The following is a 20,056-nucleotide window of genomic DNA, read 5'->3' as shown; positions in this document are numbered from 1 at the left end:
CTCAAAAACGTGTGAAGGTGAATTTCCGGCCATAGGCGTCAAAACTCTCAATAGCTGCAGAGGGTGGGCCGGCAGTATCGCCCTCAAGAGAAATCAAGAACCGATTCCCGCTCGACATCGCTGCAATGGATTCGGCCGAGACCATCGTCACGGATTTATTTGTCCAGAAACTGATAATGGATGACCAATAGGCGTCGGTATATGGAAGACCTGACTGCCTTGTAATTTCCTCCGATGCACTCTTTGAAAAGGCAAAAATAATTCTCTCGCCAGCAGGATTCGAGCGCTTGACCAGCGCAGCGATGCTTCGGCCATTTTCGGAATTATTTTTCATGACAGAACTATCCAGCGCGAATTCTTTTGTCTTGATTCCGTCAGATGCCGCCAGACATGAAATTGCAACAGCAATAATAGTAATTGCGACTGCATTTATTTTGTATTTTGAAATTGTCTTTTCATGAAATATCCACGGCACCAGTCCGACCAGTGCCATTCCACCAAAAACTGCAGCGGACAGATACACCGGGTTATGGCCCACGACGCCATATACGATATCCGGAGCCATAGCCCAGCTCAACGTGATGTATCCGGCGACCGGCCACGGATTTTGCTTGAACAGAATCTGCAGCACCACATAGCTTAGCAGCACCGATAAAAAGCCCAATAGCAGGAATATTAAAACAGAGCGGGTTGATCGCCGTCCGGTCAACAACCGGTCGATCCCTAGAAATGCCAATGGCAACAGCAGGCAAAAATTAAACATCGTGTATCGCTCACCGGCGGCCTGCTGCAAATTCGTAATGTCTACACTTGCGACGTGGTTCATCGCTGCGAAGTAATAGTTAAAATTCCACATGTAATAACCAAAGAACGCTCCCATGCCGGGCACGAATAACGCCATGATCCATTTATAAAGAACAATACTTTTCCCTGCGGTTGCTCTCTTTTCGGGCCCAGAAACAAAACCAAGCAAGACGGGAAGGAAGACGGGCAAGATCGCGCAAATTGCCGCGGAAAACTGCAGGACAATATAAACAAGCAAAATAAAATGTGACTTGGTTATTGAATTATCCAGTGAAACCAGTTCTGGAGAAAATCCAAGTGCATTTTTTATGGAAAGATCGGAAAACTTCGCATACGCAATCCAGACACCAACAAGTGCCAAAAATGCCAGGAACGCTACAAATAGCGATCGTATAACCGGGGTGACACGCATTTGCAGCGATAAATCCGGATTCGAATTTAACCATTGCCGAATCGCAAACAGCAAAACGGGAAAAGGCGCGACCGGAAGAAAGGAATATTTTGTCAGGTAATTTGCAGCGAGACACAAGCCAAAAATAATGGCATGACTATTTCCGCTTTTTCCGGATCTGATTGCGAGATAGAACGCGGTGACGGTGAGCGTGACCGAGATGTTTTCTGCCATCAATACCACAGGAAATAAAAACTGATATGGCACCACGCTGGCGACCAAGGCCGCGCCAAGTGCCGCGGATTTTGAAGTGAGTTCCTTTGTAATTCCATAAACCGGGAACAGCACCAGAGTCGAAGCAACAATATTTGCAATTTTCATCGCCTGGAATTGATCGACACCGCCAAGCCATCCCGTTATGGCCAGAAAAAAGGGGTATCCCGGCGGAAAATGCGGATCGGCCCCAAATTTGTAGTCAAAATATTTACTGACGACGTATGGCTTGAACTCCATGATGCGTTGGGCGAACAGCTTGTAGATGATTTCGTCGTCCAGCACTGCCGGTCCCGCCAGGTGCCAAAGCAAACAGCATTTGAAAATCACCGATACGAAAAAAATCAGCCATAACGCATAAAGATATGGCCGTCTCTGGAGAAATGAATTTGTCATTTATTTTTAGGATTATAGAGACCGAAACAGGCTTGAAATAATATCGTCAGCACCGATAGATTTCCCTTGAAGCTGCTGATCTTGGTTGGGACCTCGCCTTTTGGATAGCGCCGAATGCCTGGAATCTCAACACAGCGGTAACCAAGCCTGGGGACACGGTAGGAGAGATAGGCGAGCAATTCATAGCTCGCAAAGATGTCGCGAAATGGCGCAACGCGGGGATCCAGCAGCATTTTTTTACTGTAGGCGCGAAAGCCCTGGGTCGTATCGGTCCACCGAAAGCCGGAGAACAACCTCAGTGTCGGCGCATGAATGAAGCGGATCGCGAAATCGCGTGTTTTAGGCGTATTTTCTGCGATGCCCCCCGCGATGAAACGCGATGCCTGCACGAAATCGACGCCTTGTTCGAGTGCCTCGATGAAGCGCGGTATCGTTGCCGGCTCATCCTTGTCGTTGCCGTCGATCGTGATAATTCCGTCGTAACCCTGATCGAGCGAAAACGAATACGCGCAACGCAGCTGGGCACTCAATTTCCCCGGCCCCGTCTTGATCAGCAGGCCGCGCACACCCTTTTCCTGCAATGAAGCCAGCGCCAGCGAGCCGTCGGTGCTACCGCCGTCGACGAGGATAATATCGGCAACCTCGTCGATCTTCAAAGCCGCCATTTTTGACAGCAGGCTGCCGATTCTTGCGCCTTCATTGATGACCGGAATCACGATGCACCACGGATGCTGGCGGCCACGCCACAAAGCGGTTTGATACGACGGGATCTGCCAACCGGAACGCAAGTCCGATGCAACATCGGGAGCAATTGTCGAGTTCGTCATGGCTGCCTCAGGCTACGTGTGCAGTGATTAACGCGACGCCCGCGATCACCAAGGCGATTCCGGCTCCGGTTGTCCAATGAAACGGTTCACGAAAAATCAGCAGCGAACACAACGCCACCGACGCCACCGCGCCAGCGGTCAGGATCGGATGCGCCACATTCAACGGCAAACGCGCCAGTGCCGCGGCATAGAGCAGGAACGCAGCACCGTACAGTCCGAGCCCCAGCCAGAACGGCCAATTGTGCAACGCCGACAGCGGATCGGCGAGCGACGGAAATTTGCGAGGGGGCATCATGGCCATCTTCACCAGCACACTGGCGGAGGCATTCGAGGCAATGCCGAGTATCAGGATGAGCCACTTCATACGCTGGCTCCAGGGCTGTGATCCCGGTAGTGGCGCACAGCCACATTCAATGCCCGTTCGATCGACACGGCATGCGGCTCATCTTTTGTGGCGAGCATCTCGATCGAGACCAGGTGAACTGGCAAGTACTGTCTCAGTGCAGCAGCAAACTTGTCATGGTCGGTTCCGCACTCACCCAGAGGTCGCAAATCGGGCTCACTGGCGTGCACGTGCCCGATCAGCGCGGCATAGTCGTGCGCGACGGTGGCGGGCGCTTCGCCGTTAATGGTCAGGGAACCCGTGTCGAACTGCATCCTGATTGCGGGGTGTGCAACCTGCTGCACGACGTCTGCCGTTTCCGCACTGGTGGTCATGAAATTAGTACCGTAGCAAGGGGGATTGGGTTCGAGGCAGATTGTCACCCCGTAAAAAGCAGCGATGTCGCCAAGCCGCTGAAAAAAAGGCACCGCGACAGCCATCGTTTCCTGGTCGCTCAATCCGGTGCGATCGCGGTTTTTTGGCGAGCCAAAGACCACGCGTGTTGCACCCAGGCCTGCGCCGATACGACAAACGGCACGCAGATGTTGCAGCATGGCGTCCTGCACCGTAGTCGCCCCAAACAGATTCAAACCGACCGTGCCGAACAACAAGGCCTGCATCCCGGTGATTTCAATGCCGCGCTCGGCCCACCATCGTTTTACGCGCGCCATGCCGTGCTCCGTGGCCTCGGCCGGCTCAGGGAAATACTTGCCCGGGGCGATATCGATGGCATCAATGCCATGGCGCTGCAGCAGTGTGGCGATGGCTTCATCTTCCGCGACATCCCACGCAATATTGGAAATGGCCAGCCTCATGGATTCGTGCCTTGCGCGGACTTGATCGTGCGCGCTTCCGACTGGGCATAGGCCCGAACCGCCTGGATTGTTTCACGGCTGCTGTACTGGTAATTGCCGGGCGCACCAAAGATGTTCGCGTAACGGGTTTGCATGTCGTAGGTTGCGGCAACGCCCTCCAGCGCATGCTCGAACGGCTTGCCAAAACCCTGCCTCGACACCTCTGCCACGCTGATCGGTGCTGCCGTCAGATGCACCAGCTTCAAGCCGGCGTGGCGTGCGGTCTGGATATCGGACCAGAGATTCACGGTTGGGTAAAACTGGAACGTTCCCCGGCTATCGATCGCCTGAATATTGTTGTCATTCAAAAAATCAAAGATGACGTTCTTGCGCAAGCCGGGACCGACCAGTCCGGGCAGACGCACGATCAGATGATCGGCAAAGTGGTCCGCGACGACCTGTTCCAGCAAGCGCCGATGCAAACCGTACGCGTGCAAGCCGGACGTGTCGACCGGCGTGTCTTCGTTAACAGCGACAGGATTGGTGAACACATCGACGGTGCTGATCAGAACAAACGTCTTGCATTGCATGGACTTCAGGCGGGAGATCAGGCCATCAATATTCCGGCGATCCGCCGCCGGATCGCGGTTCGCCATCCACTTCTGCGCCGGGGCGCCGGCACAGACAACGGTATCGAAGGTGCCGCCTTCGATCTCATCAATCGTACTTGATCGATACAGCGACCCAAAAGTCGTTTGCTTCAACAGCGTACTTCCTATGAAACCGGAAAATCCAATCAGCGCATCAGCCATGCCTTGCTCCATATCTAACGGTTCCTACATCGCACGGTCTGTAAATTGTTCGGCATCGAGTTTTTCCAGCACGTCGTAGATGTTATCGATTTTCCCACCCAGTACCGAGTAACAACCCGGCATCTCGGGATACTTTTCAAACAGGATGGGCCTGCCATCATCGCTTTCGTTCTTGACCAGAACGGTCTTCACCTCGAACAAGGATTCGACATAGACCGCGTCCAGCACTGCCGGGACATAGCGCCCGACATCCCTGACCATGCGGTCAACCCGGGTTGCCTGTTCGTAGTGATCCAGTTTTTGGTAGGGGTCGACACCCTGTTCGTCGTTCCAGTGCAGATGCGGAGTGTAGCGGACATGGGACAGCGAATGGAGTTGCTCGCGCGCGGGGAACGGCATCATCGAAAAGAAAGCGCCATCCATGACCGTGATGCCCAGCCCCTGCAGCAAGGGTGGCGCCCGCATCAATGCCATTTCAGCGATCTCGTGCTTGAGCCCGGTCCGCGTGCCGGTGAACGCCCCCTTGATCTGATTCAACCCGCTATAGGTACAGTTGAATACGTAGCGGCACGAAATCAATTCTTCGGCACCGATATCGGGCTGCACGACGACACGCAATGTCTTGTCTGATCCCGCCGAGATGGCAGTGGCGCGCGTTGCAAGGTGGATCTGTACGCCACATTCTCTTAGTTCGTGCTTGGCCCAACTGGCCAGGACGGTGGCGTCGAACGCACATTCGTCGACCACGAACACATCCTCAATCAAGCGCGATTCAAACAGGCTGCGCAACGCGGGGGTTGCCGGCTGAATGGGGACACCAATCTCGCGACAAAAGCGCTCGAACTGTTTCGCGGTGACCTTGGAATTACGCCGCGCAATCGCGTACAGATTGGTGAAATCCCGCTTTATCGCATTCGGCCAATCACGAACGAATTTCGGCAAATTGACACGGCTTCGATAGGCCGTGGTGAAGCTGCGCGGATAGTGATATCCGTTATGGACGCGCGCCTGGTTGTTATACGACGCGCGACTGAGCAGCGCCGGTTCGCGCTCGACCAGGACAATGCGCTTGAAACCGCGTTGTTTCGCCAGGTAAATGGCAATCGCCGCGCCATAGAATCCACCGCCGACAATGACTGCATCGTGGAGTGACTCCGCGGTCGGCATCAGGGCGCTTGTTCCGCGTGGATAGCGGCGCCGTGCAAGGTCGCTGGCGCGGATTCTTCGATGTTGAGCTTCTCGCGACGGGTCATGCGCGCACTGGTGAACTCCTGACCGACGTGATACAGCGGACCCTCGCTCGACAGGCTGGTCATGTGCAGGATGTATTCGCCCAGCACCAGAAGAACCAGCGAGATCAGGAAGAACATGCCGGACTGCTGGAGCGACAGGCTGATCCAGCCGGGCGCGACATCGGACTTGAGGAAGCCGACCGCGACGACGTAGATCGAGTACAGGACGTTGGCAATCGCGCCGAACAGCGAGAGCACGGTGACCAGACGCATTGGCAGGCGGGTTGTCGACACCAGCAGGCGCATGCCCCGGTCAATGCTTTCGCCCAGGTGCTTGGTATGCGAAATCTTAGGCGTTGCACTGTAAGTGAGCTTGACGCGCGCAAATCCGCCCGTGGCCGGGAGATGACGATAGGTCATGGAAGGCTGCGGGTGCTGAAGAATGAAGTTGATCACGCGCTTGGTCAGCACCCGGTACTGTGGCGCCTCTTCGGCCAAATGGATGTTATTGAACCATTTGTAGAGCCAGTTAAATACCGCGTAAGCACCCCGATAGCCCAGGCTCTGCGCGGCTTTTTGCTCATTCTTGGCGAACACGACATCTGCACCGCTGACTGCCTTGTCGAGCATCGCCGGCAGAAAGGCGATGTCGTCGACCAAGGGGTCAATCACCGCAACGAAGTCGCCCAACGCGTTTTCCAACCCGACCCAGGAGGCCGTGTCGTCGTCAACTTCCTTGATCAAGGCGTAAACCTGCAGGTTGGGATGGCCCTTTTCTGTCGTCAGGCCCTTGAGGACGGCAATACTGTCATCGTCGGACGCGTTGTCGACAATGATGAATTCATAGTCGCTGACAAGGCCGGCGATGCCAGCGGCGGCCTCGGAAAGAATTTTTTCGATATGCTCTGACTGATTTCGCACAACGAACACCACAGACAGAAAAACCGGAAAAAACACCATGCGAATCCCTCTCAAACGCCAACGGCAAATTTAGCGCTCTCGTTGATGAGAAAATTGAATAATTGTAACCGCATACCTCCGCCAAAACCCGCGTAAAATGCAGCCATCGCGGGTGTAGCTCAATGGTAGAGCAGAAGCTTCCCAAGCTTACGACGAGGGTTCGATTCCCTTCACCCGCTCCAGCATGGATCGCGCACACAGGCACCCGCCCGCTGGTGCCTTTTTTATTGGCACTCCTTTTTTCCAGACCCGCACATGACCGACCACAATCAATCCGGCGCTCCCGCCAAGCCGATGTTTTACGATCCGACCGAACACCGCATCCGCAGCTTCGTCACGCGCGCCGGGCGGCTCTCAACCGCGCAGGCGCGGGCGATCGACACCTTGGGGCCGCAGTTCTGCATTCCGTACGCGAAGGCGCCGCTGGATACCGCCGCTGCCTTTGGCCGCGCGGCCCCGACCATCTTCGAAATCGGCTTCGGCATGGGCGAGACCAGCGCCAAAATTGCCGCGCTGATGCCGGAGAAAAATTTCATCGGTGTCGAGGTCCACACGCCGGGCGTCGGCAGTTTGCTCAAGCTGATCGGCGAGCAGGATTTGCAGAATCTGCGCTTGATCCAGCACGACGCGGTCGAAGTGCTCACACACATGATTGCGCCGCTGTCATTGGCCGGTGCGCACGTCTTCTTTCCCGATCCCTGGCACAAGGCGCGCCACAACAAGCGCCGCCTGTTGCAGGCGCCGCTGGTCGAATTGCTGGCCTCGCGCATCGCGCCGGGCGGCTACCTGCATTGCGCCACCGACTGGCAGGACTACGCCGAGCAAATGCTGGCGGTGCTGGGCGCCGAGCCGACGCTGAAAAATACCGCGCCAGATTATGCCGAGCGCCCGGCTTACCGGCCGGTGACCAAGTTTGAGAATCGTGGCATCAAGCTCGGCCACGGGGTCTGGGATCTGGTGTTCGAAAAGATCTGATCAGGCCAGATCCATCTGCTGCATGGCCTGCAGCACCATCTCCGGCTTGATGTCCTGCATGCAGCGATGATGCCCAAGCGGGCATTCGCGCTGGCGGCACGGCGCACAGTCCAGCGCCAGATACAGCGAACGCGACACCTCTGAAAACGGCGGCGCATGGTTCGGGTCGGTCGGTCCGTAGATCGCGACAATCTTGCGGTTCAGCGCCGAGGCGATATGCAGCAATCCGGAATCGTTGCTGACCACCGCGTCGGCTTGCGCGATGATGGCGACTGCATCCTGTAGTGCGGTCTTGCCGGCCTGGTTGCGCACCGCTGGCGCCAGCGCCACAATCTCTTCGCCGACCGGGCGATCCTTGCCGGAACCCAGGATCACGATTTGCGCATCCGGCGCGGCCTGCACGATCAACTGCGCCAACCGGGCAAAATGCGTCGTCGGCCAGCGCTTGGCGGCACCGAATTCGGCGCCCGGCGCGAACACCACCAGCGGTCGGTCGGCCTGCAAACCGGCCGCTTCCAATGCCGATTCACGCAGCGCCGGCGCGACCATCAGTAGCGGACGTGGCAGTTCGGTGCTGACCTCGGCCACCGGCGCACTGGCCAGCGCCGCATAAAACGCCACCATCGGACGCGGCGCTTTCTTGTCTTGCCGGTGCAGCACATTAAGCAAGCCATAACGGCTCTCGCCGACGTAGCCGACCCGCTTTGGAATACCGGCCAGCCACGGGATCAGCGCAAACTTCAGCGTATTGGGCAGCACATAGGCAGCGGCATAACCGCGTTGGCGCAATTGCCGCGCAAAGCGCCAGCGCTCGCCCAATTGCAGCGCGCCATGCCGGAACGGCGCTTCGATCACCGTCTCGACTTCCGCCATCGCCCGCCACACGGGGGCGACCCAGGCCGGCGCCAGCACATCGATGGGCCGCTCGGGATGCTGCCGTCTTAGCAGCTGCAGCAGTGGCTGCGCCATCACGGCGTCACCGATCCAGTTCGGCGAAATGATCAGCGTGCGCTCGGTCATCAGGCCGCGACCGTTTCAAATTGCAGGCGATACAGGCTGGCGTAGACGCCGTCGCGGGCCAGCAGTTCGGTGTGCGTGCCGATTTCGACGATGTGGCCGCCGACCAGCACCACGATGCGGTCGGCCCGCTCGATGGTCGACAGGCGGTGCGCAATGACCAGCGTGGTGCGGTTCTGCATCAGCTGCAGCAGTGCGGCTTGTACTGCGCGTTCGGATTCGTTGTCGAGCGCCGAGGTGGCTTCGTCGAGGATCAGGATCGGCGCGTCTTTATAGATGGCGCGGGCGATCGCCATGCGCTGGCGCTGGCCGCCGGACAGGCGACTGCCATTGTCGCCAATGATGGTATCGAAACCCTGCGGCAGCGCGGCGATCATGTCGCTCAGATGGGCCGCCCGGGCCGCCGCCTCGACCCGTTGGCGCGACGGGTTGGCGTCGCCGTACGAGATATTCGACGCTACCGTGTCATCGAACAGCACCACATTCTGGCTGACCATCGCCATCTGGGCGCGCAGGCTGCTCAGCGCGATCGTGTCGAGCGCCTCGCCATCGAGCAGGATGCTGCCCGACTGCGGGGTGTGGAAATCCGGCACCAGATTGACCAGCGTCGATTTGCCGCCACCGGAAATGCCGACGAAGGCGACGGTTTCGCCCGGCTCGATGACCAGGTCGATGTGCGATAGCGCCGGGGTCTGCTGCTGCGGATACGAGAACGAGACGTCGCGGAATTCGATGCGGCCTTGCGCACGGCCCTCCAGTGTCTTGCCGTTGCTGCGCTCCGGCGGCGTATCGATCAGCGTGAAGACCGCTTCGGCGGCGGCGATGCCGCGTTGCAGCGGACCGTTGACTTCGGCCAGATGCTTGAGCGGCGTGAGCAGCATCAGCATGGCGGTGATGAAGGAGACGAAGCCACCGGCGGTAATCTGGTTTTGTTCCGACTGCAGCAGCGCGATCACGATCACCACCGCCACCGCACAGGCGGCCATGATCTGCGTGATCGGCACGGTCGCGGCAAAGGTACTGGCCATGCGCATGGAAAAGCTGCGCAGTTTGGCCGCGCGTTGTTCGAAGCGACTCTGTTCATAGGCGTGGCCACCAAAGATCTTGATGACCTGTTGCGCGCGGGTGGTTTCCTCGATCACTTGGGTGAGTTCGGCATTCACATCCAGGAAGTCGCGCGTCAGGCGGCGCAGGCGCTTGCCAGTGGTGCGCACGACCAGCGCCATCAGCGGCAGCAGCACCAGCGCGACGATGGTCAGGTGCCAGTTCAGCCAGAGCAGAAACGCCAGCAGCACGATCACGGTCAGGCTGTCGCGGATCAGTGAGGTAAATACCTTGGTCACCATCTCGATGATCTGCTGGACCTCGAACATCATCGAATTGATGACGCGACCGACCGACGTATTCACATAGAACGCCGCCGGTACGTCCAGCAACCGGGCAAACATCTGGCGGCGCAGGATATTGAGCAGATGGGTCGAGACCCAGGTCATCATGTAAGTGGTCATGAACGTCGACAGCCCGCGCAGCACAAACATGCCGATCACCGCCACCGGCACCATCCACAACGGTATTGTCGACTTGCCGGTGAAGCCCTTGTCGAGCAGGGTCTTCATCACGGCAGGGAACATCGGTTCGGTCGAGGCGGTGATCATCATGCCGAAAAAGGCCAGGCCGAGGCGGGCGCGAAACGGCTTGAGCATGCGCGCCAGGCGCATCAGGTACGGGGAAATGGTCATTGCGTCGGGGGTTGCAGCAGTGGGTGGGCGCCGCTCGGGGTGGCAGCGCGAATGAAACCGATTACAATCCGTCGGGCTGCATCCGGCAGTTGTTTGCAGCACAGCCGCCGCGCGACTTCAGTCAGTCCGACTCCGAAGCGCGCAGACAAAGCCAGCGCAGGCATGGAAAAAATGATCAACGAAAAAAGTGGCGATCCCGTTCCCGGCTCGATGAAGCTCTCTGTCATTATTATTACCAAAAATGAAGCCCAGAATATCGGTGCTTGCCTTGACAGCGTCAGGTTTGCAAACCAGTGGATTATAGTGGATTCAGGCAGCACGGACGGCACCGTTGCGCTGGCGCGCGAATTCGGCGCGACCGGCATGAGCACCGCCGACTGGCCCGGATTTGGCCCGCAAAAGAATCGTGCGCTGGCCGCCGCCCGCGGCGAATGGGTACTGTCGCTCGATGCCGATGAGCGCATCACCCCGGCGCTGCGCGACGAAATCCTCGCAGCCATCCAGGGTGGGCGCCACGCGGCCTGGGAACTGCCGCGCCTGTCCAGTTTCTGCGGCCACTTCATTCGCCACTCGGGCTGGTATCCGGACCATGTGGTGCGATTGTGGCAACGTGGCACCGCGCACTTCTCCGACAGTCTGGTGCATGAACGGGTAATTGTCGACGCCGGCAGCACTGGTCGCCTGCATGCGCCGATCGTGCATTACAGCTATCGCAACGATGGCGACTTTCTGCGCAAGCTGGAACAGTATTCCGAACTCGGCGCGCAACAGGCATTCGCGGCCGGCAAGCGCGGCACGCTGCGCAAGGCGTTGCTGCACAGCCTGGCAGCGTTCCTGCGGTCATTCGTGTTCAAGCGCGGATTCCTGGACGGGCGCCCCGGCTTGATGGTGGCGCTGTGCGCGGCCGAGACCACCTATCACAAGTACTTCAAGCTGATGCTGCTGAGCGAAACGGAACAGGGCCGACGCAACGACGCGCAGCGCTTCGAATCCGGCCAGCCGCCGCGCTGACCGGGTTCAGAAATACTCGAACTCGACGCACTCGCCACCCAGCTTCTCGGCCAGCGCCTGCTTCAAGCCATCGGCCGGCAAGACCTTCCACTCCTGCGCCAGCAGCATTTCGCAGCCGACGCCCTGTTGCGTGTAGCGCAGCAGGAACGGCAGCCCGGCCGGTGAACGGTAGGGCGCCAGCACATTCTTGAGCTGCGCGACATCGAGCTTGCCTGAATAGGCCAGTGCGATTTGCTTGCCATACTGAATCCGCGCTGCCGCGATGTCCATGACCTTCTCGGCGACGATGCGCATGCCGCCCGAGAAGCGGTCCTCCGAGACCTTGCCCAGCACGGCGAGGAATTCATCCTCCTTGAACAGGGCCTTGTTGGCGTCATAGATTTCGTTGTACACGGTGACATCCACCGCGCCGCTGGAGTCATCCAGCGTGACGATGATCATGCGGCCGCGCTGGGTCATCTGCACCCGCACCGAGACAATGATGCCGGCCATCATGCGCGCATCGCGCGACGGCTCCAGATTGGCCAGCCGGGTGCGCGCAAAGCGGCGCACTTCGTCCGCATACGCCGTGAACAAATGGCCGGACAGGTAGAACCCGAGCGCAGTCTTCTCTTCGGTCAGTTTCTGCTTTTCGCTCCAGGGCGCGACCTTGACGTAGCCCGGCTGCGTATCGAGATCGCTGTCGTCGCCGCCAAACAGGCTGACCTGATTGATCGACGCCTCGTGCTGCTCGGCGGCTTCCAGCGCCAGTCCCACTGATGCCAGCAGAACCGCCCGATCGACTTCAAAGCAATCGAACGCACCGGCCTTGATCAGCGAATCGATCGTGCGCCGGTTGATCTGGCGCTTGTCGACGCGTTTGGCAAAGTCGAACAGGTCGACAAACGGTCCGCTGGCGCGCGCAGCGACAATCGCTTCGATCGCACCCTGCCCCGATCCCTTCACCGCGCCGAGGCCGTAGCGGATTTGCGTGGCGCGCTTGCCGGGCACACCGACCGGCGTGAAGCGGTAGTCCGACAGATTGATGTCCGGTGGCAGCAGCGTCAGGCCGCAGACGTCGACCACGTCCTCGACCAGAATCCGGATCTTGTCGGTATCGTCCATCGCCAGCGACAAGTTGGCGGCCATGAACGCGGCCGGATGATGCGCTTTCAGATACGCGGTGTGATACGCCAGCAGTGCATAGGCGGCGGCATGCGACTTGTTGAAACCGTAGCCGGCGAACTTCTCCATCAAGTCGAAAATCTCGTCAGCCTTGGCTTCGGACAAGCCATCCTTGGCGGCGCCGTCGCGGAAAATCTGCCGATGCTCGGCCATCTCCTCGGCCTTCTTCTTACCCATCGCACGGCGCAGCAAATCGGCGCCACCCAGCGAGTAGCCGCCGACCACCTGCGCCATCTGCATCACCTGCTCCTGATACACCATGATGCCGTAGGTCTCGGACAGAATGCCTTCGGTGCGCGGATCGGGATAGTCGAAGCGCTCGCCGTGCTTGCGGCGGCAGAAGTCCGGAATCAGATCCATCGGACCCGGCCGGTACAGCGCCACCAGCGCAATGATGTCCTCGAAGCGATCGGGCCGCGCGTCCTTCAGCATGCCCTGCATGCCGCGGCTTTCGAGCTGGAACACCGCGACGGTCTTGGCCTTGGTCAGCAGCTCGTACGACGCTGCGTCATTCAACGGCAGTTTCTCCAGACTGAAGTCGGCCATGGCCGGATCGAGCCGCTTGATGTAGCGCACCGCCCAGTCCAGAATCGTCAGCGTGGTCAGTCCCAAAAAGTCGAACTTGACCAGGCCGACCGCCTCGACGTCATCCTTGTCGTACTGCGACACCACGCCCGAGTCGCCGCCCTGCGTATAGAGCGGACAGAAATCGGTCAGCTTGCCGGGCGCGATCAGCACGCCGCCGGCATGCATGCCGATGTTGCGCGCGATGCCCTCGACCTGTTGCGCCAGTTCCAGCAACTGGCGCACTTCGTCTTCGTTTTCCAGCCGTTCGGCCAGCAGCGGTTCTTCCTTGATGGCGTCGGCGATAGTGACCAGCTTGCCGGGCTTGAACGGGATCAGTTTTGAAATCCCGTCGCAGAAGTTGTAGCCCATGTCGAGCACCCGGCCGACGTCGCGCACTGCGCCCTTGGCGGCCATGGTGCCGAAGGTGGCGATCTGCGACACGGCTTCCTTGCCGTAGCGATCCTTGACGTACTGGATCACGCGGTCGCGGCCTTCCTGGCAAAAGTCGATGTCGAAGTCGGGCATCGACACCCGTTCCGGGTTGAGGAAACGCTCGAACAGCAGGTTGTAGGCGAGCGGGTCGAGATCGGTAATCGACAGCGAATACGCCACCAGCGAACCGGCGCCTGAACCACGGCCTGGACCGACCGGCACGCCATTGTTCTTGGCCCACTGGATGAAATCGGCCACGATCAGGAAGTAGCCGGGAAAGCCCATCTTGATGATGGTGTTGGTCTCGAACGCCAGCCGATCGGCATAGCGCTGGCGCTGCGCCGCGCGCTTTTCCGGATCGGGATACAGCTGCAGCAGGCGTGCCTCCAGCCCGCGTTCGGCTTCCTCCACCAGGAATTCGTCGATCGTCAGTCCGGCCGGGGTTGGAAAATCCGGCAGGCGCGGCTTGCCCAATTCCAGCGTCAGGTTGCAGCGCTTGGCGATTTCGACCGAGTTCTGCAACGCCACCGGCAAGTCGGCAAACAGCGCCGTCATTTCGGCCTGGGTGGTAAAGCACTGGCGGTCATTGAAACGCTTGCTGCGGCGCGGATTGGCCAGCATCTCGCCTTCCGAAATACAGGTGCGCGCTTCGTGCGCGATGAACTCGTCTTTGGTCAGAAACTGCACCGGATGCGTCGCCACCACCGGCAGCTGCAGGCGGGCGGCCAATGCCACCAGTTGCCGTACCTGGGCGTCCTGATTGGGCTGCCCGGCGCGCTGGATTTCGATATAGAAGTGGCCCGGAAAAATCGCCGCCCAGCGTTGCGCATTGCGCTCGGCCGCGGCCAGATTGCCGTTTTCAATGGCGATGCCGACGTCGCCGAAGTGCGAGCCCGACAAGGCGATCAAACCGTCCGACGGACTCAGGCGGGCCAGCCATTCGGCGCGAATCTCGGCGCGGCCGCGATGCAGGTTCGACAGCCAGGCCTGCGAAATCAGTTCGCACAATTGCAGATAACCGGCCGAATTCTTGACCAGCAACAGTAGCCGGGACGGCTTGTCGCGGTCATCGTCGTTGGTGATCCAGACATCGCAGCCGATGATCGGCTTGATGCCTTTCTTGCGCGCGGCCTTGTAGAACTTGACCATGCCGAACAGGTTGGCCAGATCGGTGATGGCCAGCGCCGGCTGGGCATCGGCGGCAGCGGCGTCGACCACATCATCGATGCGGATCAAGCCGTCGACGATGGAATATTCGGAATGGAGGCGAAGGTGGGTAAAGTGCGGTGCAGTCATGGGCCGTATTTTACGCTCCGGTCCGGGCCATGCCACCCTTTATAATGGCGGCTTCGTTACCCTGCCCCATTTGCCGCCATGCTGTCACCCTACGTCAATATCGCTGCCTATAAATTCGTCAGCATCGACGATGCCGCGGCCGTCCGCCCCGCTTTTCTGGCCGAGTGCCAACGGCTTGCGCTAAAAGGCACCATCCTGCTCACGCCGGAAGGCATCAACCTGTTCCTGGCCGGCACCCGCGCCGCCATCGATGGATTTCTGGGCTGGCTGCGCGCCGACCACCGCTTTGCCGATATCCACGTCAAGGAAAGCCTGTCGGCCGAACAACCGTTCAACAAGATGCTGGTCAAGCTCAAGCCGGAGATCATCACCATGAAAATGCCGCTGATCCGCCCGGAACTGGGCCGCGCTCCGGCGGTGACGCCGGTCGTACTCAAGCGCTGGCTCGATGCCGGTCACGACGACAGCGGCCGGCCGGTGGTGATGATGGATACGCGCAATGCGTTCGAGGTCGATGTCGGCACCTTCGCCAACACGCTGGATTACCGGATCGACAAATTCAGCGACTTTCCCGCCGTGGTGGCGCAGCAGCGCGCGGCGCTGGCCGGCACCACCGTGGTCACGTTTTGCACCGGCGGCATTCGCTGCGAGAAGGCGGCGATTCACATGCAGGAGGTCGGGTTCGAGAATGTGTTCCAGCTCGAGGGCGGTATCCTGAATTATTTCGAACAGGTCGGCGGCGAGCATTACAACGGCGATTGTTTTGTGTTCGATCAGCGCACCGCGCTGAATCCGGAATTGGCGCCGACACCGACGCTCCATTGCGCCGGCTGCGGCGCAACCGTGACGCCACGCGAGCAGTTGTCGCCGCAATTCGTTGAGGGCAAGCACTGCCCGCATTGCATGGGATGATCGCATGGAACTGCAGTGCTACCGGTGACTAGAGCGGCAACCCAATGCCAAGTAGTCCGGGTTTTCGCCCCCGTTTTCCTATCCTTTAACTATAATGCGAGCGCGCATCAATCCTAATACGCGAAGAGGTAAGAATGCAGAACGCAGGAAAGCTGGTTTCAATTGTTGCGCCGTTTTTTAACGAGGGCGAAGGAGGGCGGTCTCTAAACTGAAGTGCAACACCCAACTCTGATAAGGTGCTGCGATGCGAAACCACTACCAACAACTTCAAGCCGAAGAGCGTGCCACGATCATGGTGATGCAACAACAGAGCCAAAGCATTCGACAAATAGCCCATGCACTGCACCGCTCACCGAGCAGCATCAGCCGTGAGTTGCGACGCAATAGCGGCGCTGACTCAAGGGCGTACGATCCGGTGCATGCTGGCCGACGTGCCCGACTGGCTGCCAGAACGGCCCGCACGGTACGCAAACTTGATCTTGCTAGCCCATTGTTTGGTGTCGTTACCCATTTTTTGCATCAGCGATGGTCACCACAACAGATCGGCGGCACACTGCGTCGCATGTATCCCAATGATCCGAGTCAGCGTGTCTCTCACGAAACCATTTACACCGCGCTCTACGCGATGCCCCGTGGCGAACTGCGTCGCGAACTGATTGCCTGCCTGCGCCAGGGTAACGACACGCGCCGCCCGCGTTCACGTGGCACAGACCGGCGTGGCGGCATCCCTGAGATGCAAAGCCTCCACATTCGCCCGCCGGAAGTGGCCGACCGGTTGATTCCCGGCCACTGGGAAGCCGATTTAATCAAGGGTGCCTTCAATCGCTCGGCGGTTGGGACGCTCGTAGAACGCACGACCCGTCTGGTGATACTGGCGCGCATGCCTGACGCCAGCGCTGCGTCGGCATTGGCGGGCTTTACGGAGGCACTCAACAGAGTTGCCGCGCCGTTGCGCCAGACGATGACCTATGACCAGGGCCGCGAGATGAGCCGGCACCGCGAATTGACAGCGCACACCGGCGTTGCCGTCTACTTCTGTGATCCGCACAGCCCTTGGCAACGCGGCAGCAATGAAAATACCAACGGATTATTGCGCCAGTACATGCCCAAGGGCACCGACTTGTCGCAACTGACGCAAGGCGATCTCGACGCCATTGCTTACCAGATGAATACCCGCCCTCGCAAAGTGCTCGACTATCGAAGCCCGCTCGAAGTCTATGGCGAAATCATCGACAATATGAAACAGGCCGAATCGGCTACGATCCATTAACGTGTTGCACTTGGTTCTTGACTCCGCCGAGTAGAGCAGTTTCAATTGGCTATATCGGCCGTTATGGATGCGGCCGACGGTTATAATTTCGAGGTGGTATGCGTCGATGATGGAAGCACTGACCACACCTTGGCATCTCTAATTCTTCTTGCTGCGCGTGATAAGCGTTTTCGCGTTGTCGAACTCTCCCGCAATTTCGGCAAGGAAGCTGCTCTCACGGCTGGCATTGACGCGACCGTAGGCGATGCCGTCATACCAATTGACTCGGATCTGCAGGACCCTCCCGAGCTGATTCATTCGATGCTTGAGCAATGGCGCGCTGGCTTCGAGGTCGTTCTGGCACGCCGGATTGACCGAGGTTCCGATTCATTCATGAAGCGCACAACCGCCGGCATGTTCTATCGCTTCCACAATCGAATCTCGCACCCCAAAATCCCCGAGAATGTGGGTGATTTCCGGTTGATGGATCGTGTCGCGGTTGATGTCCTAAAAAGCCTACCGGAGCGCCAACGGTTCATGAAGGGGCTATTTGCCTGGGTCGGCTTTAAGTCTGTCACCATCGATTACGTGCGCAATCCACGTACTGCCGGCACGACTAAATTTTCCGGCTGGAAGCTGTGGAATTTTGCGCTTGAGGGCATTACCAGCTTCAGTACCGCACCCCTCAAATTCTGGGTCTATATTGGTGCGGTCGGTGCCGTAACTACCTTTTTGTATGGTACGTATATCGTCGTGAGGACATTGATTCATGGCATTGATGTGCCGGGCTATGCATCGCTGCTGGTGGCCGTTCTGTTCTTCGGTAGCCTACAACTGATGGGAATTGGTGTCCTGGGAGAATACATCGGCCGCATTTACATGGAGTCCAAACAGCGGCCGCTCTATGTGATTAGAAAAACGTACAATTCCAAGATCGAGACAAAACGAAATGATTAATTTTAATGCAACGATTCAGCCAAAAAGGTTATCCCTCCGTCAGTTTGGCATTTACGCTCTGGTGGGTGCCGCTGGCACGCTGGTGCATTATTCAATTTTGTTGCTGTTGGTCGAACAATTCCGGTTTCACGCGATAACCGGATCAATAGTTGGATCCGTAGCTGGTGCTGTTATTAATTTTATCCTCAATCACCGAGTCACCTTCCGCAGCACCGCAGCATATTCAAAAACGGCACCGTCCTTCTTTGCAATAGCTGCTGTCAGTTTGCTACTGAATGCAGCGCTCATGTACGTGTTAGTCGATCTTTTTTCTGTGCGTTATATTGTCGCCCAATTGGTCACTACCTCCTTGATTCTCAGCTCAAACTATTTTCTCAATGCCATTTTGACGTTTGGAGCGAAGAACCCAACGATTCCTATATGGTTGCGTATAAACCGACGTACGCAAATGCTTCTTGCGATCGTGATGATCGTCATTTGTGCAGTTTCTTATAGTTGGTGGCTTCTCGACCCACGCCATTTTTTCCTTGCTGATGATTGGAACTGGCTGAGTCGCGCTCATTTCTGGACACTTGAAACATATTTCAATGTGCTGCCAATTTTGATATATAACGACCGCCCGGTAGGTGGGCTGTTCATCATGGCAATGTATCAGATTTTTAGCCTTAATTATGTCGCGATACACGCTTCACTGCTGGTGCTGCATCTTCTGAATTGTATTCTGCTTTTTGCCATTGCGATGCGGTACATGCCAATGAGAAGTGCATTGCTCGGCGCCATACTTGCGGCAACCTGGTTTTCAACCATCGGCGCGATCGGTTGGGCTGCAGCGATCTTCGACGTGCTGGGCGCAACATTATGCTTGGCGGTACTCTTTTTCAGACAACTTGCGCTGAAGCGCTCGAATATCTGGTTGGATGTCGTGGGCGTTCTGTGCTACGTGCTGGCGATCCGAACCAAGGAGTTTGCGCTCGGCATGATCGCGCTTCTATTCGTAATGGGGATCGTTGCCGAGCGTCAGAAGGTAAAAGATGCAACAAGGCAACTTGCACCTTATGGGATAGTGTTTCTGGTCTACTTGGTGGCGTATGCGCGACTCTATACGATGGCAAAGATTGATGGTGCATATTCTCTAAACCTCTCGCCGATCAGCATTCTATCCACGCTTTGGTACTACTTCGGGGAGGCCTTATATCATCATGCGGTTGGCAACGAGGTATTCGGAGGAATTGTTTTTGCGCTGGTAATTGGCACCGGATTCGCTTACAAAGAGGGCTGGCGTCCAATCGTCTTTGGACTACTTGGTTTCGCTATCCTGCTCGGCCCGACGCTGTTATTAACGGCTCACCTAGATACCCTTTACCTGTATGCACCGCATTTCCTTTTGGCGTTGGCCATTGGTGCCATGGTCGGACGCCAGCGGGTATCTACGATTTCTGCTGTTAGCATAGCCGCAGTTCTGTTGGCAGCCCCCTTTTATACCAATTTCCGCACCAATATCGTCAACTTTGTCCTTAGCAAAGGAGAGGTTGCGCATGCCCAAGTGGTTGCTGCTCAAATGCTCTTGGCACCAATTCAGCACGGGGAAACGGTATTTATCAGCGGCGTCGAACCTTGGGCGAATCCGTTTTCTTTCAATGAAGGCAATTCGATCAGACTGATTTTTCTGGATGATTCAATCATCGTGAAAACCGACAAGCCTGAATCAGAGCTTATACCGGAATTCTGCAAGACTGCAGGCCCGAAGAAATTTCTCAGGTTCGATGGAGGTAGCGGCAAAGATGTGACGGCAACCCTTACTTCGAATTGCTCTGAATTTGTGCCGTTGGAAAAATAGAGGTTTAACACAATCAGGATTTATAACTT

Annotated in this window: 15 protein-coding genes, 1 tRNA gene and 1 pseudogene; 7 read left to right on the top strand and 10 right to left on the bottom strand. The window is 57.7% G+C overall.

Going from position 1 to position 20,056, the window contains the following annotated elements; all coding sequences use genetic code 11:
• Position 1: 1 nt before the first annotated feature.
• The 7 genes from RCH09_RS08730 to RCH09_RS08700 form a co-directional block, all read right to left on the bottom strand.
• Positions 2 to 1,753 carry an ArnT family glycosyltransferase gene (locus RCH09_RS08730; protein ID WP_326940684.1) on the bottom strand — a complete coding sequence of 584 codons (1,752 nt, stop codon included), beginning with the start codon at positions 1,751 to 1,753 and terminating at the stop codon, positions 2 to 4.
• 107 nt (positions 1,754 to 1,860) lie between these two features.
• Entirely contained in the window at positions 1,861 to 2,691 is an 831-nt protein-coding gene (locus RCH09_RS08725) for a glycosyltransferase family 2 protein (protein ID WP_326940683.1), read from the bottom strand.
• 7 nt (positions 2,692 to 2,698) lie between these two features.
• Positions 2,699 to 3,055, bottom strand: coding sequence for an EamA family transporter (locus RCH09_RS08720; RefSeq protein WP_326940682.1), 357 nt, complete (start codon positions 3,053 to 3,055; stop codon positions 2,699 to 2,701).
• A complete protein-coding gene (locus RCH09_RS08715) occupies positions 3,052 to 3,888 on the bottom strand; it encodes a sugar phosphate isomerase/epimerase family protein (RefSeq protein ID WP_326940681.1) in 837 nt (278 codons plus the stop codon). Before RCH09_RS08715 ends, RCH09_RS08720 begins: the two co-directional genes overlap by 4 nt.
• Positions 3,885 to 4,679: a pyridine nucleotide transhydrogenase gene (locus tag RCH09_RS08710; RefSeq protein ID WP_326940680.1), complete on the bottom strand. Its 795-nt coding sequence runs from the start codon at positions 4,677 to 4,679 to the stop codon at positions 3,885 to 3,887. Before RCH09_RS08710 ends, RCH09_RS08715 begins: the two co-directional genes overlap by 4 nt.
• Positions 4,680 to 4,703: 24 nt before the next feature.
• On the bottom strand, positions 4,704 to 5,846 hold the full coding sequence (locus tag RCH09_RS08705; protein ID WP_326940679.1) for an NAD(P)/FAD-dependent oxidoreductase: 1,143 nt from the start codon (positions 5,844 to 5,846) through the stop codon (positions 4,704 to 4,706).
• Positions 5,846 to 6,871: a glycosyltransferase gene (locus RCH09_RS08700; RefSeq protein ID WP_326940678.1), complete on the bottom strand. Its 1,026-nt coding sequence runs from the start codon at positions 6,869 to 6,871 to the stop codon at positions 5,846 to 5,848. The genes RCH09_RS08705 and RCH09_RS08700 overlap by 1 nt, the downstream gene beginning before the upstream one ends.
• Before the next feature lie 108 nt (positions 6,872 to 6,979).
• Here RCH09_RS08700 and RCH09_RS08695 point away from each other — a divergent pair.
• Together RCH09_RS08695 and trmB are read left to right on the top strand one after the other, a co-directional pair.
• Positions 6,980 to 7,053, top strand: a tRNA-Gly gene (locus tag RCH09_RS08695).
• 73 nt (positions 7,054 to 7,126) lie between these two features.
• On the top strand, positions 7,127 to 7,846 hold the full coding sequence (gene trmB, locus RCH09_RS08690) for a tRNA (guanosine(46)-N7)-methyltransferase TrmB (protein WP_326940677.1): 720 nt from the start codon (positions 7,127 to 7,129) through the stop codon (positions 7,844 to 7,846).
• Here trmB and waaF read toward each other — a convergent pair whose 3' ends face one another.
• Together waaF and msbA are read right to left on the bottom strand one after the other, a co-directional pair.
• Positions 7,847 to 8,866, bottom strand: a complete 1,020-nt coding sequence (waaF, locus tag RCH09_RS08685; protein ID WP_326940676.1) for a lipopolysaccharide heptosyltransferase II — start codon at positions 8,864 to 8,866, stop codon at positions 7,847 to 7,849. It abuts the gene before it with no gap.
• Positions 8,866 to 10,602 (bottom strand): lipid A export permease/ATP-binding protein MsbA, encoded by a 1,737-nt coding sequence (gene msbA, locus RCH09_RS08680; RefSeq protein WP_326940675.1) that lies wholly within the window; start codon positions 10,600 to 10,602, stop codon positions 8,866 to 8,868. The genes waaF and msbA overlap by 1 nt, the downstream gene beginning before the upstream one ends.
• Positions 10,603 to 10,812: 210 nt before the next feature.
• On the opposite strand from msbA, the gene RCH09_RS08675 reads away from it, so the two are divergent.
• Complete coding sequence (locus RCH09_RS08675) at positions 10,813 to 11,613, top strand: glycosyltransferase family 2 protein (protein WP_326940734.1); 801 nt, start codon at positions 10,813 to 10,815, stop codon at positions 11,611 to 11,613.
• Between the two features lie 6 nt (positions 11,614 to 11,619).
• On the opposite strand, the gene dnaE is transcribed toward RCH09_RS08675, so the two are convergent.
• Positions 11,620 to 15,072: a DNA polymerase III subunit alpha gene (gene dnaE, locus RCH09_RS08670; protein ID WP_326940674.1), complete on the bottom strand. Its 3,453-nt coding sequence runs from the start codon at positions 15,070 to 15,072 to the stop codon at positions 11,620 to 11,622.
• 78 nt (positions 15,073 to 15,150) lie between these two features.
• On the opposite strand from dnaE, the gene RCH09_RS08665 reads away from it, so the two are divergent.
• From RCH09_RS08665 to RCH09_RS08650, 4 genes and pseudogenes are all read left to right on the top strand, one after another.
• Complete coding sequence (locus tag RCH09_RS08665; protein WP_326940673.1) at positions 15,151 to 15,984, top strand: sulfurtransferase; 834 nt, start codon at positions 15,151 to 15,153, stop codon at positions 15,982 to 15,984.
• 244 nt (positions 15,985 to 16,228) lie between these two features.
• Complete coding sequence (locus RCH09_RS08660) at positions 16,229 to 17,254, top strand: IS30 family transposase (protein ID WP_326940672.1); 1,026 nt, start codon at positions 16,229 to 16,231, stop codon at positions 17,252 to 17,254.
• Positions 17,255 to 17,293: 39 nt separating this feature from the next.
• Positions 17,294 to 18,190, top strand: a pseudogene (locus RCH09_RS08655) (glycosyltransferase family 2 protein); the annotation flags it as partial.
• Positions 18,183 to 20,027, top strand: coding sequence for a GtrA family protein (locus RCH09_RS08650; protein WP_326940671.1), 1,845 nt, complete (start codon positions 18,183 to 18,185; stop codon positions 20,025 to 20,027). The pseudogene RCH09_RS08655 and the gene RCH09_RS08650, both read left to right, overlap by 8 nt.
• The last annotated feature ends 29 nt before the right edge of the window (positions 20,028 to 20,056 follow it).

The organism is Actimicrobium sp. GrIS 1.19 (genome assembly GCF_035984655.1).
Classification (GTDB): domain Bacteria; phylum Pseudomonadota; class Gammaproteobacteria; order Burkholderiales; family Burkholderiaceae_D; genus Actimicrobium.
This window is presented reverse-complemented; position numbering and strand designations above follow the sequence as displayed.

Excerpts from the sequence above, each read along its gene's own strand:
- RCH09_RS08725 (WP_326940683.1), bottom strand. The coding sequence starts at position 2,691 with ATGACGAACTCGACAATTGCTCCCGATGTTGCATCGGACTTGCGTTCC.
- RCH09_RS08720 (WP_326940682.1), bottom strand. The coding sequence starts at position 3,055 with ATGAAGTGGCTCATCCTGATACTCGGCATTGCCTCGAATGCCTCCGCC.
- RCH09_RS08715 (WP_326940681.1), bottom strand. The coding sequence starts at position 3,888 with ATGAGGCTGGCCATTTCCAATATTGCGTGGGATGTCGCGGAAGATGAA.
- RCH09_RS08710 (WP_326940680.1), bottom strand. The coding sequence starts at position 4,679 with ATGGCTGATGCGCTGATTGGATTTTCCGGTTTCATAGGAAGTACGCTG.
- RCH09_RS08705 (WP_326940679.1), bottom strand. The coding sequence starts at position 5,846 with ATGCCGACCGCGGAGTCACTCCACGATGCAGTCATTGTCGGCGGTGGA.
- RCH09_RS08700 (WP_326940678.1), bottom strand. The coding sequence starts at position 6,871 with ATGGTGTTTTTTCCGGTTTTTCTGTCTGTGGTGTTCGTTGTGCGAAAT.
- trmB (WP_326940677.1), top strand. The coding sequence starts at position 7,127 with ATGACCGACCACAATCAATCCGGCGCTCCCGCCAAGCCGATGTTTTAC.
- waaF (WP_326940676.1), bottom strand. The coding sequence starts at position 8,866 with ATGACCGAGCGCACGCTGATCATTTCGCCGAACTGGATCGGTGACGCC.
- msbA (WP_326940675.1), bottom strand. The coding sequence starts at position 10,602 with ATGACCATTTCCCCGTACCTGATGCGCCTGGCGCGCATGCTCAAGCCG.
- RCH09_RS08675 (WP_326940734.1), top strand. The coding sequence starts at position 10,813 with ATGAAGCTCTCTGTCATTATTATTACCAAAAATGAAGCCCAGAATATC.
- dnaE (WP_326940674.1), bottom strand. The coding sequence starts at position 15,072 with ATGACTGCACCGCACTTTACCCACCTTCGCCTCCATTCCGAATATTCC.
- RCH09_RS08665 (WP_326940673.1), top strand. The coding sequence starts at position 15,151 with ATGCTGTCACCCTACGTCAATATCGCTGCCTATAAATTCGTCAGCATC.
- RCH09_RS08660 (WP_326940672.1), top strand. The coding sequence starts at position 16,229 with ATGCGAAACCACTACCAACAACTTCAAGCCGAAGAGCGTGCCACGATC.
- RCH09_RS08650 (WP_326940671.1), top strand. The coding sequence starts at position 18,183 with ATGATTAATTTTAATGCAACGATTCAGCCAAAAAGGTTATCCCTCCGT.